Source organism: Corynebacterium marquesiae, assembly GCF_030229635.1.
In the GTDB taxonomy this organism is placed as follows: Bacteria; Actinomycetota; Actinomycetes; order Mycobacteriales; family Mycobacteriaceae; genus Corynebacterium; species Corynebacterium marquesiae.
The window spans coordinates 1-13,856 of sequence record NZ_JASPII010000017.1 but is presented as its reverse complement, the minus strand read 5'-3'; the positions used below and the strand labels follow the sequence as shown (position 1 = coordinate 13,856).

Below are 13,856 nucleotides of genomic sequence, written 5' to 3'. Positions count from 1 at the left end.
CTTGGCACCCTTTTGGTTAGATCCTGCGGATAGCTTTACACCCTGTGAGTTAACCGCACCTGTGCGCCTGCATCTCGCCCCAGAAGGCGGAGCGGGATGCAGGATATCTCTCTAGGAGAAGCGGTTTCCTCGGACAATCAATCTCTGATCTGCACCGGAAAGGGTTTTCCCGTGATTCGCAACTTCAAGCGCACCGCCGCAATCTTCGGCATCGTAGCCGCAACCTCCACCGCTCTCGTAGCTTGCTCTGAGGAGTCTGGCTCCTCCTCCGGTTCCGCTGGCGGCGAGGACGTCTCCGGCGAGCTCGTCGGTGACGGTGCATCCTCCCAGCAGAACGCAATGTCCTACTTCCAGACCGCGTTCTCCGAGGATTACCCAGACGCTTCCCTGTCCTACAACGCTTCCGGTTCCGGCGCCGGCGTGGAGGCCTTCACCAACGGCCAGGCTGACTTCGCTGGTTCTGACTCCGCTCTGAAGGAAGATGAGGGCGAGGTTGAGGCTGCCGCTGAGCGTTGCGATGGCAACGAGGCATGGCACCTGCCAACCACCATCGGCCCGGTTGCAATCGCCTACAACCTGGGTGACACTGAAATCAACCTCTCCACTGAGACCCTGGGCAAGATCTTCAAGGGCGAAATCAAGAAGTGGAACGACAAGGCCATCGCTGCTGACAACGAGGGCACCGACCTGCCGGACAAGGACATCACCGTCATCTTCCGTTCCGACGAGTCCGGTACCTCCGCAAACTTCCAGAAGTTCCTGAAGGCCGCTACCGGTGACTGGGACTCCGAGGGCAAGCAGTTCCCAGACGCTGTTGGTGAGGGTGCTAACGGCTCCTCCGGCGTTGCTGACCAGGTTGCAAGCATCGACGGTGCTATCACCTACGTTGAGTCCGGATTCGCGGACCAGAAGGAGGGCGAGGGCGTCAAGAAGGCCAAGATCGATTTCGGCCACGGCCCAGTTGAGCTGTCCACCGAGTCCGTCAACAAGGCTCTGGAGAACCTGGAGTTCAAGGAGACCGACTCCGAGCACAACATGGTTGTTGACTCCGAGGCACTGTTCTCCTCCGACAATGAGGGTGCATACCCGCTTATTCTGACCACCTACAACATCGTCTGCTCCAAGGGCTACGATGAGGAGACCTCCAAGCTGGTCAAGTCCTTCTTCACCACCGTCCTGGATCACCAGGATGACCAGCTGGCTGAGCAGGGCTTCATTCCGGTCGAAGGCGCACACCTGGACAAGCTGAAGGCTGCCGTTGACGCTTTGCAGTAAGCGCTAAAGCTATAAAAGCTAATACCTCCCGCCCCCACTGCCGCACACGATTCGCGCTTTGGGGGCGCAGGTATGTAACGATATTTTCCATTTTTAACGCTGAAAAGGATTAACAGTCTCATGGCAGACAATAATCTCACCACGGCTCCAGAGCAGACGGATGCAAACGCCACCTCTGCCGAGCGAGTCTCCAACAGCGGACACGACGAGGTAGCTACCACCAGCTCCAATAGCGGCGTAAAGCGCCCAGGCGACCGTGTCTTTGAGTTCTTTTCCACTGCTTCGGCAACGCTTATCACCGTCATGATTGCGGCCATTGCTGCCTTCCTGCTCTGGCGAGCGGTGCCCGCATTGGCCGTCAACGACGGCGGCATCATGGGCTTTTTCACCTACGGTGGCCGCTGGGAGACCTCCGATACCTCCGCGATGAAGTTCGGTATTCCGACCATGTTCGGAACCACCGTTCTCATTTCGGTCTTCGCCCTTCTGCTGGCCATGCCGGTGGCCCTGGCCATCGCCATCTTCCTGTCCAACTACGCGCCTGCCCGCTTGGTTAAGCCGCTCGGCTTCCTCGTGGACATGCTCGCTGCGGTTCCTTCCATTGTTTATGGTCTGTGGGGCTGGCAGGTTCTCGGCCCGGCCCTATCTGGTTTCTACTCCTGGATGGAATCCTGGGCGGGTGGCTTCTTCCTGTTCCACGTCTTCGACAACTCGCCGTCTTTCGCTACTGGCCGCAACCTGTTTACCGGTGGCATCGTGCTTGCTGTGATGATTCTGCCGATCATCGCCGCCACCGCGCGCGAGGTCTTCGTGCAGACCCCTCCGGGCCAGGTGGAATCCGCCCTGGCTCTGGGTGCTACCCGCTGGGAAGTTATCCGCATGACCGTTCTGCCATTCGGCATGTCCGGCTACATCGCCGGCTCCATGCTCGGCCTGGGCCGTGCGTTGGGTGAGACCATGGCGCTGTACATGGTTGTCTCACCGCTGATTGACTTCCGCTTCTCGCTTTTCGACGGCGGCACGACCTTCGCCACGGCCATCGCCCTGGCATCTGCCGAGTTCGGTAACGAGATGCGCGCTGGTGCCTACATCGCCGCCGGCCTCATGCTGTTCTTGCTGACCTTCGTGGTCAACGCAATTGCCCGCGCCATCGTGAAGAATAAGTAAGGAGGGGAGGATCAATGACTACGACTACTAATGCCAAGCCTGCCTCCCAAGGCGGCGCGACCTTCCTGGACATCTCCGGCTCCCGCAAGATGACCAATAACATCGCCACCGCGGTGGTCTGGGGCGCAATGATTCTGGCCATGGTTCCGCTGGTGTGGGTTCTGTGGGAACTCATCGCCCGCGGCAGTGGCGTCATCCTCAACCCTGAATGGTGGACCGCCTCCCAGCGCGGCATCATGAATAGTTCTTCCGGCGGCGGTGCCGCTCACGCCATCGTTGGTACCTTCGTCCAGACCATTCTGGCCTCCATTATCTCTATCCCGATCGGTATCTTTACCGCCATCTACTTGGTGGAGTACTCCAAGGGCGGCTGGCTCGGCCGCATCACCACCTTCATGGTGGACATCCTGTCCGGTGTGCCTTCCATCGTTGCGGCCCTGTTCATCTTCGCCATGTGGATCACCCTGTTCGGCTTCGGCCGCTCCGGCTTCGCCGTGGCGCTGTCCCTGGTGCTGCTGATGATCCCGATTGTGGTGCGCAATACCGAAGAGATGCTACGCGTGGTCCCAATGGATCTGCGTGAGGCATCCTACGCACTCGGCGTTCCGAAGTGGAAGACCATCGCCCGCATCGTTCTGCCTACCGCACTGTCCGGCATCGTCACCGGCATCATGCTGGCGATTGCCCGCGTGATGGGTGAGTCCTCGCCGGTGCTGGTCTTGGTTGGTTCCTCCTCCGTCATCAACTGGGATGCCTTCAAGGGCTCTCAGTCCTCGCTCCCGCTGATGATGCTGGATATGTACAAGGCCGGCGCACAGCCCGCCGTACTGGACAAGCTCTGGGGAGCAGCGTTGACGCTGGTTATCCTCATCGCCGTCCTCAACATTGCGGCCCGCATCGTTTCCGCGAAGTTCTCGGTTAAGAAGTAAACGCCGTACCACTCGATTCCGCCATACACTTGCTAGAGGAGAAACTCCCAAATGTCTAAGCTCGCGCTCAATGACGTGAACATTTTTTACGGCGACTTCCACGCCGTGCAGAACGTGAATATGCAGATTCCGGCCCAGGCCGTGACCGCATTCATCGGCCCTTCCGGCTGTGGTAAGTCCACCGTGCTGCGCACCATCAACCGCATGCACGAGGTTATCCCCGGCGCCTCCGTGAAGGGCGAAATCCTGCTCGATGGCACCAATATTTACGGACCGAAGGTCGACCCGGTATCCGTACGCAACACCATCGGCATGGTCTTCCAGAAGGCTAACCCGTTCCCCACGATGTCCATCGAGGACAACGTCGTGGCAGGCCTGAAGCTGTCCGGTGAAAAGAACAAGAAGAAGCTCAAGGAAGTCGCGGAGAAGTCCTTGCGCGGCGCCAACTTGTGGGACGAGGTTAAGGATCGCTTGGACAAGCCAGGCGGCGGCCTCTCCGGTGGTCAGCAGCAGCGTCTGTGCATCGCCCGCGCTATCGCCGTGGAGCCAGAGGTGCTACTCATGGACGAGCCTTGCTCCGCGCTGGACCCGATTTCCACCCTCGCCGTGGAGGACCTCATCCACGAGCTGAAGGAAAACTTCACCATCGTTATTGTGACGCACAACATGCAGCAGGCAGCCCGCGTGTCCGATAAGACCGGCTTCTTCTCCCTAGAAGCAACCGGTAAGCCAGGCCACCTAGTGGAGTTCGATGACACCACCAAGATCTTCGAGAATCCTTCTCAGAAGGAGACCGAGGATTACATTTCTGGCCGCTTTGGCTAAAGAGTAGAGAGATTGTCCGAGAGAAGGGGGCCGGTTCGAAAGAACCGGCCCCCTTCTTTGGTGCTTAGATTCGTCTAACGGCGAAACTGACGCTCGAGATCTGCCATCCGTGCTTCAAATTCGGCGTCCTTTTTGTCCTCCTCTAGCTTCTTGGCATAGTCATTGGGCAAAAGACCCGTGGTCAGATAGATGATGTGGCCGGCCACGGAAACGCAGTGGTCCGCATAGCGCTCGTAGTAACGCGTAATTTGTGAGGTCTCAACGGCTTCGCGCACGCTGCCTTCCCATTCGCGCTGAGTCAGGATGCGCAGCATATGGGAGTTGATATCATCCACTGCATCATCGTCGGCACGGAGGTTGACGGACAAATCCGCATCAGGGGTGACGAGGATATCGTGCAGGACCGACCCCATTTCTTCAGTGAGACGGTACATCTCCTCGAAGTAGCCGATGTAATTCGCCGGTACCACGGCAACAGGGTGGCGGCGGCGCGCGGAGGCCGCGATGTGCTGGGAAAGCCGGCCCATCCGGTAGAGATCCTCCACGATATAAATCGAGGAGACCACCTGACGGAGGTCCTGTGCCATGGGGTTTTCCAGGGCCAAGAGTTTTACGGCACGCTCAGAGCACCTAGCGCGGATCTCATCTAGCTCCTCAGTCATCGTGAGGGCATCTTCCGCGGAGTCCAAGGCGCCTTGCAGCAGCGCCAAGGAGGCCTTATCCATGATGTCGCGAACGGTATCGCACATCACGATGAGGTCGTGGGAGAAATTGTCTAGGTGTTCCCTGTAAGCGGCACGCATGCCAAAGATAATAGCGAAAAATTTCGGCGCTTGCGCAACTTAAATACAGCATAAATGCAAGTTTCCTGTGGGTCCCTAGCTGCTCTTATACCTTTGTTAGGTTATCCGCCGGAGTTCATAATGTCAGCGGCAACCGGAACGCAGTCGTCTTCTGGATCGTCGAGCCAGCCATCCGGCAAAGCCACCTTGGATGGCGAGCCCTGGCGGCCGCGGGCTCCGTCGGCGTCGGCAGCCAGGGCGTCGGAATCCGCCCAAGGTGCAAGGAGCTCACGCAAGGTATCGAGGGAATTGACCTTGGCTAAGCCCGCGCGGACCTGGCCACCAACCGGGAAACCACGCAGGTACCAACCGATGTGCTTGCGGATATCGCGGGAAGCATTGTCCTCGCCATCGTGCTCCGCCAGTAGCTCTGCGTGGCGAAGGATTACCTGGGTTACCTCGCCCAGGGTGGGCTCTGCCGGAATTGACTCGCCGCGCAGTGCGGCGCCGAGCTCGGCAAAAAGCCACGGGCGGCCGAGGCAGCCGCGGCCTACCTGCACGCCGTCGCAGCCGGTTTGTTCCATCATGCGGCGGGCATCCTCGGCACGGAAGATATCGCCATTGCCCAGTACTGGCACGCCAGTATCTGCCAGATGTTCTTTGAGGCGCGCGATTTCGTCCCATCGTGCTTCGCCGGAGTAGCGCTGAGCGGCGGTGCGGCCGTGTAGGGTAACGGCGGCGGCACCGGATTCGACGGCGATACGCCCGGCGTCGAGATGCGTATGGTGCTCGTCGTCAATGCCCACGCGCATCTTCACCGTGACCGGGATATTGGTTCCCTCGGTGGCCTTGACCGCGGCGGAGACGATATTGCCAAAGAGGCGTCGCTTATAAGGCAGCGCGGAACCGCCGCCGCGGCGGGTCACCTTGGGAACCGGACAGCCAAAGTTCATATCGATGTGGTCCGCCAGGTTTTCGTCGACGATCATCTTCGCGGCTTTATAGGTATATTCCGGATCCACCGTATAGATCTGCAGGGAACGGGGATCCTCCTGCGGCGCAAAGGTGGTCATGTGCAGAGTCTTTTCATTGCGCTCAACCAAGGCGCGGGCCGTGACCATTTCGCAAACGTAGAGGCCCGACACCGTGCCGGTGCGCTCCAGCTCTTGCTCGCGGCACAACGTGCGGAAGGCAACGTTGGTTACCCCCGCCATCGGGGCGAGGATGACGGGGGAGGAGAGATTGTAGTGTCCAATGCGCAAATTCACGCCCCAATTGTGCTAGTTAACGGGGGAAAATAGCAACCAGGTCCACAGTGGTGACGTTCCCTATTTTTGCTTTATGGGGTAAAGATCACACAAGAGTGGTGGAAATCTTGCAAAGATTCGCTAATGTGGGCTGTGTAACTATTTAGGACGGCCGTTATTTTGGCTGGCCCCTTAATGAAGGAGGATTACCCTTGTCCGAAAGAATCGCATATGCCCCATTCGAGAAGCTCGTAGTTTCCGCAGAAGAGGCTGCTCAGCACGTCAACCACGGTGATCGCGTGGGAATTTCCGGCTTCACCGGTGCTGGCTACCCCAAGGGTCTGCCCACTGCCATTGCAGAGAAGGCCAAGGCTCTACATGAAAAGGGCGAGGAATTTAAGATCGACGTCTTCTCCGGCGCTTCCACCGCCCCGGACTGCGATGGCGTTCTGGCGGAAGCTGAGGCGATTCGCTTCCGCTCTCCTTATAATTCCGATCCCACCCTGCGTAAGCAGTTCAATGATGGGACCGCGCTTTACCAGGATATCCACCTGTCTCACTCGGGCCAGCAGGTAGAAGAGGGCTTCTACGGTGACTTCCAGGTAGCCATTATTGAGGCCGTGCGCATTACCGAAGAAGGCCACGTGGTGCCGTCCTCCGCAGTGGGCAATAACCTCGAGTTCATCGAGGCTGCTGATAAGATCATCATCGAGATCAATGAGTGGCAGTCCATCAACCTCGAGGGCATGCACGATATCTACCGCATTGAAAAGCTGCCTAACCGCCAGCCAATCCCTATCACTAAGCCGGGCGACCGCATCGGTACCACCTACATGGAGGTCCCGGAGGACAAGGTTGTCGCAGTGGTTAAGACCGATGCCCCGGACCGCAACGCGCCGTTCAAGGAACCGGACGAGATTTCCGAGAAGATCGCCGCCAACTTCATCGAGTTCCTCGAGGGAGAGGTCGCCGCTGGTCGCCTTGAGTATGACAAGTTCATCATGCAGTCCGGCGTGGGCAACGTCCCCAACGCCGTGATGGCCGGACTTTTGGATTCCAAGTTTGAGAATATTCAGGCCTATACCGAGGTCATTCAGGACGGCATGCTCGATCTCATCGATGCGGGCAAGATGACCATGGCTTCCGCCACCTCTTTCGCGTTGTCCCCAGACTACGCGGAGAAGATGAATGAGGACGCAGAGCGCTACCGTAAGCACATCATCCTCCGCCCGCAGCAGGTTTCCAACCACCCAGAGGTCATCCGCCGCGTCGGCCTGATTTCCTCCAACGGCATGATTGAGGCCGATATCTACGGCAATATCAACTCCACCAACGTGTCCGGCTCCCGCATTATGAACGGCACCGGCGGCTCGGGTGACTTCACCCGCAACGCTTATATCTCCACCTTCGTTTCCCCGTCTGTGGCTAAGGATGGCGCAATTTCCGCGCTGGTTCCGTTCGTGTCCCACACGGACCACACCGAGCACGACACCATGGTCATCATTACCGAGTACGGCGTAGCCGACCTGCGCGGCCTGGCGCCGAAGGAGCGCGTGGAGAAGGTCATCTCCGTGGCACATCCGGACTACCGTCCGTTGCTCGAGGAATACTTCAACCGTGCCAAGGAAAACAAGTTCCAGCACACCCCGCACGACCTGAAGACCGCCTTTGACTTCCAGGTCCGCTTCATGGAGAACGGCGATATGCGCGGCTAATGTAGCCACGCCCCGGCAGGCGCTCAGCGGCGAGCTGGGCGCCTTTCGCTTGCCGACGCCCCCCTAATTAGGACTTTGCAAATACCGCACGCTAAAATGAAGCGACGTTGGGCCTTTAGCTCAGTTGGTAGAGCTACGGACTTTTAATCCGCAGGTCGTGGGTTCGATCCCCACAGGGCCCACAACTGGAGCCACCTTTTGGGTGGCTCCTTTTAGTTTTTCACCATCTTCTTAATGGCGCGCATGGCCTCTTCTAGCTTCTCGGTAGCTACCTCACCGTCCTCGGCGGCGGCACCAGCCACACAGTGCTCAATATGGTCTTCTAGGAGCGCCAGTGAGACATTCTCCAGCGCCGACTTCACCGCCGAAATCTGGGTAATGATGTCGATGCAGTATTGGTCTTCCTCGACCATGCGGTGGATGCCGCGTGCCTGCCCCTCAATGCGCTTGAGTCGGGCAAGGTAGCGATCCTTGCTCTTAGAATCCGCGTTATATCCGTGTACGTGCGGCTCGTGGCAGGAGCACGTTTGATGCTGGTCAGACATGGTTCCTAATCTTTCTGGGGGAGCGATTTTGTAACTAGGTGAGGTCTCCAGTATATTTCTAGAGGTCGCCTTAGCGCGACGGGCCCCCATCGTCTAGCGGCCTAGGACACTGCCCTTTCACGGCAGCGGCACGGGTTCGAATCCCGTTGGGGGTACCAACACGAAAGTGTTGGTTCGAATTGGATATTCGATTGGCCTTGTGGCGCAGTTGGTTAGCGCGCCGCCCTGTCACGGCGGAGGTCGCGGGTTCAAGTCCCGTCAAGGTCGCAGAATGAGCAGCAATCGCTTCGGCGGTTGCTGCTTTTTGTTTTGTTAGGCTGGCGCTATGGAGCCATACGTCGGAATCGCTGTCTTTGAACTTGCCTCCGAAAGCTCGGAGCATTCTAACTTCTTCCGAGAGGACTTCTTTCTCGTCTATGCAGGCTCGGATGAGGAGGCGCACCGGAAGGTCGAGGCACGGGCCCATGAGCAAGAATATGAGGGCCTGTGGCTGCGCCACATTGTCGATGTCGCACCCGCTCTCTACGGCCATGTGGATCGAGATTGCGACCTTTACTCGCGGCACTTTGCTGCAATGGAAGACTATGAGCGCTTTGAGATGAACTTGGGCGGAAAAGATCCGCTGCAGGCCTCTAAATAGCTTTCTGACGTGCTGATTTGGTGAGTATTGGGAGTCTTCTGTAGAGTAACTATCCGTGCCCAAGAGCGCACGCATAATTAAAAATGGCCCTGTGGCGCAGTTGGTTAGCGCGCCGCCCTGTCACGGCGGAGGTCGCGGGTTCAAGTCCCGTCAGGGTCGCGGAAACCTTCGGGTTTCTGGCCAGATAGCTCAGTCGGTAGAGCACACGCCTGAAAAGTGTGGGGTCGCCAGTTCGATCCTGGCTCTGGCCACAATAATGGCTCCTCGTAAGAGGGGCCATTTTTGCTTAGTATGGGCACATGGAACATGCTATTGCACACCAGACAGATAAGTCCCGCTACCTCCTTACCGTGGACGGCGTCGAGGCGGGCGCGTGCCACTACGTAGATGCCGGCACGACGCGCGAGTTCAACCACACGGTCATCAAGGATGCTTTCCGCGGCCAAGGATTGTCAGCGCCGCTGATTAAGGCCGCGCTTGACGACGTCCGGGGCGTCGGCAAGCAAGTCATTGCTTCCTGCTCCGCCGTGGCGCATTTTATAGATAAGAACCCCGAATACCGCGATCTGCTGCGCGCAGAAGGCATATAAAAAGCGGCCCACAGTTGCCTGTGAGCCGCCGGGAGAGAATTTAGATGTAGTAGTCAGGGTCGACCAGTTTAATGCGCTCATTCGGGTTGCGCGGACGGTTCTTGGCCGGAATGCCCACCGCGATATTTTCGGCCGGAACGTCCTTCGTCACCACGGCATTGGCGCCAATGGCCGATCCTTCACCGATCGTAATGGGACCGAGCACCTTGGCGCCCGCACCGATGGTCACATTGTCTTCGACAGTGGGGTGGCGTTTGGTTTGGGTAAGGACCTGGCCGCCGAGGGTGACACCGTGGTAGAGCATGACACCATCGCCAATCTCTGCGGTTTCACCAATGACAATGCCCATGCCATGGTCGATAAAGAACCGGCGGCCGATAGTTGCGCCTGGGTGGATTTCCACGCCGGTAAAGAAGCGGTTAATCTGCGCCAAGATGCGCGCGGGCCCGCGCAGGCCACGCTTCCACATCCAGTGCGAAATGCGGTGAGACCACACCGCGTGGAGGCCGGAGTACACTACTGCATTTTCGATGTCGCCACGCGCGGCCGGATCGTGATCTCTTGCATTCGCTAAGTCTTCACGGATGTAGCTCATAATGTTCATGCCCACATAGTACTGGCATAAAAAAGGCACCCGCCAAGGTTGGCGGGTGCTTTTATTCAAGCGAAGTAACTTAAGCTTCGCGGATGTCCTCGAAGAGGATGGTGGAAACGTAGCGCTCACCGAAGTCCGGCAGGACAACCACGATGGTCTTGCCCTCGAACTCTGGGCGCTCCGCCAGCTTCAGAGCTGCGGAAACGTTGGCGCCGGCGGAGATACCAACCAGCAGGCCTTCCTGGGTAGCCAGGTCGCGGGATGCCTTGATGGACTCCTCGGTGGTGGCCGTAAAGACTTCGTCGAGAAGCTCGCGGTCAAGTACCTCAGGAACGAAGTTAGCGCCGATGCCCTGAATCTTGTGCGGGCCAGCGTGGCCTTCAGACAGAACAGGGGAGTCGGACGGCTCTACCGCAGCCAGGTGTAGGTCTGGGTTCTTGGACTTCAGGAAGCGGCCTACACCGGTAACGGTGCCGCCGGTGCCTACGCCAGCAACGAAGGCGTCAACCTTGCCCTCTGCGTCTTCCCAAATCTCCGGGCCGGTGGTTTCCTCGTGAATCTTCGGGTTCGCCTCGTTAGCGAACTGTGCAGCCAGGATGGCGTTATCGGTCTCGGCGACAATTTCATTCGCCTTGTCCACGGCGCCCTGCATGCCCGCCGCACCCGGGGTCAGCACGATTTCTGCGCCGTAAGCACGCAGCAGCACCTTGCGCTCGTTGGACATGGTCTCCGGCATGGTCAGGATGACCTTGTAGCCCAAGGTGGCGCCAGCCAGGGCCAGGGCGATGCCGGTGTTGCCGGAGGTAGCCTCCACGATGGTGCCGCCTGGCTTGAGCTGGCCGGATTTCTCGGCCGCTGCGACGATGGCCTTGCCGATGCGGTCCTTCACGGAGTTGGCCGGGTTAAAGGACTCAACCTTGGCAAGCACGGTGGCGCCCTTGCCCTCGGTGAGACGGTTCAGGCGGACCAGCGGGGTGCCGCCGATGGTTTCCATAATGTTATTGTAGACAGCCATTCTGTGGACTCCTTTGGGAATCAGATTTGGGTTCAAATCGCGTACAACGCAAGCGTACACTACACAAGTAGACCAGTCAGTATATAAATGCTAGACCGGGCATTCGGGCATTCCATGTGGGATTGCAGCGCCGGATAAGCCGAGGGCGATTTCGAATTACCCCCACATGCTGTCTATACTTCCACTCAGTTGCCCGCTGATCCCCAAATTCCCGGGGGAGGACGGGTACACCTACTTGGTTACCCCCGACGAGGAAAGAGTCTCATGGAGTCGCATCGCCTCAAAGATGATGAAGAATCCGTACGCGCGGCCCTGTCGTCCCTGAAGACCGCTACAGGTATTCCGGTGACGATGTACGCCACGCTGCTGCCCGATAATCGCCTGCAGATCACACAGTGGGTGGGGCTACGCACCCCAGCGCTGCAGAATCTGATCATTGACTCCGGCGTCGGTGTAGGTGGGCGAGTGGTCAGCACTCGCCGTGCGGTAGGTGTATCCGACTACACGCGTGCCACCACCATCTCGCACGAGAACGACCGCGTAATCCAGGACGAGGGTCTGCACTCCATTGTGGCCGTGCCCGTTACTGTGCAGCGCGAAATTCGCGGCGTCCTCTACGTCGGTGTTCACTCCCCAGTTCGTTTGGGCGACAAGGTCATTGAAGAAGTGACGATGACCGCGCGCACCCTCGAGCAAGATTTGGCCGTTAATTCCGCCATGCGACGTGCCGATGGGTCCAAGGGCGGAGCCGCCCGCGGCCACGTCATGAACGGTGCCGAGTGGGAGCAGGTCCGTTCTACTCACTCCAAGCTGCGTATGCTGGCCAACCGCGTAGAAGACGAGGAACTGCGCAAGGAGCTAGAGACGTTGTGTGACCAGATGGTCTCGCCGGTGCGCGTGAAGCAATCCACCAAGCTCTCCGCCCGCGAACTCGACGTTCTCTCTTGTGTGGCCCTAGGCCATACCAACGTAGAAGCAGCTGAGGAAATGGGAATCGGCGCAGAAACCGTTAAGTCTTATTTGCGCTCGGTAATGCGCAAACTCGGTGCGCACACCCGCTACGAGGCGGTTAATGCCGCCCGTCGTATCGGCGCATTGCCTTAAGAACCGGTAGCGTAGGCAGTTGTGAAAGATCAGTTTATTGTTTCCGGCGGTGCCCGCCTAGAGGGCACCGTTAAAGTAGATGGCGCGAAAAATAGCGTCTTGAAGCTCATGGCCGCATCCTTGCTGGCGGAGGGCACTACGACGCTGACGAACTGCCCAGAAATTCTGGACGTCCCCCTCATGAAGAAGGTTCTCGAGGGGCTCGGCTGCGAGGTAGTCATCGAGGGCTCTGAAGTCCGGATTACGACCCCTGCACAGCCGCAATCCAACGCGGATTTTGACGCGGTCCGCCAATTCCGCGCATCCGTCTGCGTGCTCGGGCCTTTGACCTCCCGCTGTGGCCACGCGAAGGTAGCGTTGCCTGGTGGTGACGCGATTGGTTCCCGCCCGCTCGATATGCACCAAACCGGCCTAGAAAAGCTCGGCGCCACCACCCGTATTGAACACGGTGCCGTCGTGGCAGAGGCTACGCACCTGCGAGGTGCGAATATCCGCCTGGACTTCCCGTCCGTAGGCGCAACCGAAAATATTCTTACCGCTGCGGTCCTCGCCGAAGGCGAAACCGTTCTCCATAACGCAGCTCGCGAGCCGGAAATCGTCGACCTGTGCACCATGCTCAAGTCCATGGGCGCCGATATCGAGGGCGAGGGAAGCTCGGTGGTGACCATCCGCGGCGTCGATAAGCTGCAGCCCACCCAGCATGAGGTTATTGGTGACCGAATTGTGGCCGGCACGTGGGCGTACGCCGCCGCCATGACCCAGGGCGATATCACCGTGGGTGGAATTTCCCCGCGCCACCTGCATCTGCCGCTCGAAAAGCTGAAGTCCGCCGGCGCGGAACTAGAGACCTATGAGAATGGTTTTCGCGTGCGCATGGATCAGCGCCCGCAAGCTGTGGACTACCAGACCCTGCCATTTCCGGGATTTCCCACCGACCTGCAGCCGATGGCTATTGGCATCTCTGCCATTGCGGACGGAACGACCGTCATTACGGAGAATGTCTTTGAATCCCGCTTCCGCTTTGTGGATGAAATGCTGCGCTTGGGGGCCGACGCCCAGGTTGACGGTCACCATGTAGTAGTCCGCGGTAAAGAACGACTCTCTTCTACTCACGTGTGGAGTTCCGATATCCGTGCGGGTGCGGGCCTTGTACTTTCTGCACTGTGTGCGGATGAGACCACTACGGTCCACGATGTTTTCCACATCGACCGCGGATATCCCAACTTTGTAGAAAACCTGCAGCGCCTCGGCGCCACAATTGAAAGAACTCAAGAAGAAGAGCTCTTTTAACGACGTCCCTAGCACACCGTTTTCCGTTGTGTGCTGGGGATTTGTCATTGTTGGTGGGGTTGGACTACATTAATCCAAGTCGCCGCGAGGTAGCCGGTTGGTTACTTTTAAGCGAATTTTGTGCGGACTTGGTTCGA

General features: G+C 58.5%; 14 protein-coding genes and 5 tRNA genes. 14 read left to right on the top strand and 5 right to left on the bottom strand.

All coding sequences use genetic code 11. The features are described from left to right. The first annotated feature begins 171 nt into the window (after positions 1-171). The 4 genes from pstS to pstB all read left to right on the top strand — a co-directional run bounded on the left by pstS (position 172) and on the right by pstB (position 4,196). Complete coding sequence (gene pstS / locus QP971_RS10055; protein WP_284811672.1) at positions 172-1,275, top strand: phosphate ABC transporter substrate-binding protein PstS; 1,104 nt, start codon at positions 172-174, stop codon at positions 1,273-1,275. Positions 1,276-1,395: 120 nt separating this feature from the next. Next, positions 1,396-2,442, top strand: a complete 1,047-nt coding sequence (gene pstC / locus QP971_RS10050) for a phosphate ABC transporter permease subunit PstC (protein WP_239273291.1) — start codon at positions 1,396-1,398, stop codon at positions 2,440-2,442. A gap of 14 nt (positions 2,443-2,456) precedes the next feature. Further along, positions 2,457-3,371: a phosphate ABC transporter permease PstA gene (pstA, locus tag QP971_RS10045; RefSeq protein WP_239273290.1), complete on the top strand. Its 915-nt coding sequence runs from the start codon at positions 2,457-2,459 to the stop codon at positions 3,369-3,371. Positions 3,372-3,422: 51 nt separating this feature from the next. Then, positions 3,423-4,196, top strand: coding sequence for a phosphate ABC transporter ATP-binding protein PstB (gene pstB, locus QP971_RS10040; protein WP_023019857.1), 774 nt, complete (start codon positions 3,423-3,425; stop codon positions 4,194-4,196). Between the two features lie 74 nt (positions 4,197-4,270). Here the strand turns inward: pstB and phoU are convergent, their stop codons facing one another. Next, positions 4,271-4,999: a phosphate signaling complex protein PhoU gene (gene phoU / locus QP971_RS10035; protein WP_239273289.1), complete on the bottom strand. Its 729-nt coding sequence runs from the start codon at positions 4,997-4,999 to the stop codon at positions 4,271-4,273. A gap of 101 nt (positions 5,000-5,100) precedes the next feature. Next, positions 5,101-6,246: a tRNA dihydrouridine synthase DusB gene (gene dusB / locus QP971_RS10030; RefSeq protein WP_284811674.1), complete on the bottom strand. Its 1,146-nt coding sequence runs from the start codon at positions 6,244-6,246 to the stop codon at positions 5,101-5,103. Between the two features lie 191 nt (positions 6,247-6,437). Between dusB and scpC the strand changes: the two genes are divergently transcribed. Together scpC and QP971_RS10020 are read left to right on the top strand one after the other, a co-directional pair. Continuing rightward, on the top strand, positions 6,438-7,940 hold the full coding sequence (gene scpC, locus QP971_RS10025) for a succinyl-CoA:acetate CoA-transferase ScpC (RefSeq protein ID WP_284811676.1): 1,503 nt from the start codon (positions 6,438-6,440) through the stop codon (positions 7,938-7,940). Between the two features lie 109 nt (positions 7,941-8,049). Next, positions 8,050-8,122: transfer RNA gene (locus tag QP971_RS10020), tRNA-Lys, on the top strand. Between the two features lie 30 nt (positions 8,123-8,152). Here QP971_RS10020 and QP971_RS10015 read toward each other — a convergent pair. Next, a complete protein-coding gene (locus QP971_RS10015) occupies positions 8,153-8,485 on the bottom strand; it encodes a metal-sensitive transcriptional regulator (RefSeq protein WP_005325826.1) in 333 nt (110 codons plus the stop codon). 82 nt (positions 8,486-8,567) lie between these two features. On the opposite strand from QP971_RS10015, the gene QP971_RS10010 reads away from it, so the two are divergent. The 6 genes from QP971_RS10010 (at position 8,568) to QP971_RS09985 (ending at position 9,715) form a co-directional block, all read left to right on the top strand. Further along, positions 8,568-8,643: transfer RNA gene (locus QP971_RS10010), tRNA-Glu, on the top strand. 35 nt (positions 8,644-8,678) lie between these two features. After that, positions 8,679-8,752: transfer RNA gene (locus QP971_RS10005), tRNA-Asp, on the top strand. Positions 8,753-8,810: 58 nt separating this feature from the next. Then, positions 8,811-9,125, top strand: a complete 315-nt coding sequence (locus QP971_RS10000) for a DUF4288 domain-containing protein (RefSeq protein ID WP_225746466.1) — start codon at positions 8,811-8,813, stop codon at positions 9,123-9,125. Positions 9,126-9,210: 85 nt separating this feature from the next. Continuing rightward, positions 9,211-9,284 (top strand) — tRNA-Asp (locus QP971_RS09995). A gap of 19 nt (positions 9,285-9,303) precedes the next feature. Further along, a tRNA-Phe gene (locus tag QP971_RS09990) sits at positions 9,304-9,376 on the top strand. A gap of 48 nt (positions 9,377-9,424) precedes the next feature. Next, positions 9,425-9,715: a GNAT family N-acetyltransferase gene (locus tag QP971_RS09985; RefSeq protein ID WP_269953839.1), complete on the top strand. Its 291-nt coding sequence runs from the start codon at positions 9,425-9,427 to the stop codon at positions 9,713-9,715. Between the two features lie 40 nt (positions 9,716-9,755). Here QP971_RS09985 and epsC read toward each other — a convergent pair whose 3' ends face one another. Together epsC and cysK are read right to left on the bottom strand one after the other, a co-directional pair. Further along, positions 9,756-10,319, bottom strand: a complete 564-nt coding sequence (gene epsC / locus QP971_RS09980; protein ID WP_225746468.1) for a serine O-acetyltransferase EpsC — start codon at positions 10,317-10,319, stop codon at positions 9,756-9,758. Positions 10,320-10,389: 70 nt separating this feature from the next. Continuing rightward, entirely contained in the window at positions 10,390-11,325 is a 936-nt protein-coding gene (cysK, locus tag QP971_RS09975; RefSeq protein ID WP_239273282.1) for a cysteine synthase A, read from the bottom strand. Between the two features lie 264 nt (positions 11,326-11,589). Between cysK and ramA the strand changes: the two genes are divergently transcribed. Together ramA and murA are read left to right on the top strand one after the other, a co-directional pair. Further along, positions 11,590-12,429, top strand: coding sequence for an acetate metabolism transcriptional regulator RamA (ramA, locus tag QP971_RS09970; RefSeq protein ID WP_005325834.1), 840 nt, complete (start codon positions 11,590-11,592; stop codon positions 12,427-12,429). Between the two features lie 21 nt (positions 12,430-12,450). Next, positions 12,451-13,719 (top strand): UDP-N-acetylglucosamine 1-carboxyvinyltransferase, encoded by a 1,269-nt coding sequence (gene murA, locus QP971_RS09965; protein WP_005325837.1) that lies wholly within the window; start codon positions 12,451-12,453, stop codon positions 13,717-13,719. Positions 13,720-13,856: the final 137 nt, after the last annotated feature.

What these genes read in the sequence shown, in the direction of transcription:
- pstC (WP_239273291.1), top strand. Translation starts at nt 1,396, where the DNA reads ATGGCAGACAATAATCTCACCACGGCTCCAGAGCAGACGGATGCAAAC.
- pstA (WP_239273290.1), top strand. Translation starts at nt 2,457, where the DNA reads ATGACTACGACTACTAATGCCAAGCCTGCCTCCCAAGGCGGCGCGACC.
- pstB (WP_023019857.1), top strand. Translation starts at nt 3,423, where the DNA reads ATGTCTAAGCTCGCGCTCAATGACGTGAACATTTTTTACGGCGACTTC.
- phoU (WP_239273289.1), bottom strand. Translation starts at nt 4,999, where the DNA reads ATGCGTGCCGCTTACAGGGAACACCTAGACAATTTCTCCCACGACCTC.
- QP971_RS10015 (WP_005325826.1), bottom strand. Translation starts at nt 8,485, where the DNA reads ATGTCTGACCAGCATCAAACGTGCTCCTGCCACGAGCCGCACGTACAC.
- QP971_RS10000 (WP_225746466.1), top strand. Translation starts at nt 8,811, where the DNA reads ATGGAGCCATACGTCGGAATCGCTGTCTTTGAACTTGCCTCCGAAAGC.
- QP971_RS09985 (WP_269953839.1), top strand. Translation starts at nt 9,425, where the DNA reads ATGGAACATGCTATTGCACACCAGACAGATAAGTCCCGCTACCTCCTT.
- epsC (WP_225746468.1), bottom strand. Translation starts at nt 10,319, where the DNA reads ATGAACATTATGAGCTACATCCGTGAAGACTTAGCGAATGCAAGAGAT.
- cysK (WP_239273282.1), bottom strand. Translation starts at nt 11,325, where the DNA reads ATGGCTGTCTACAATAACATTATGGAAACCATCGGCGGCACCCCGCTG.
- ramA (WP_005325834.1), top strand. Translation starts at nt 11,590, where the DNA reads ATGGAGTCGCATCGCCTCAAAGATGATGAAGAATCCGTACGCGCGGCC.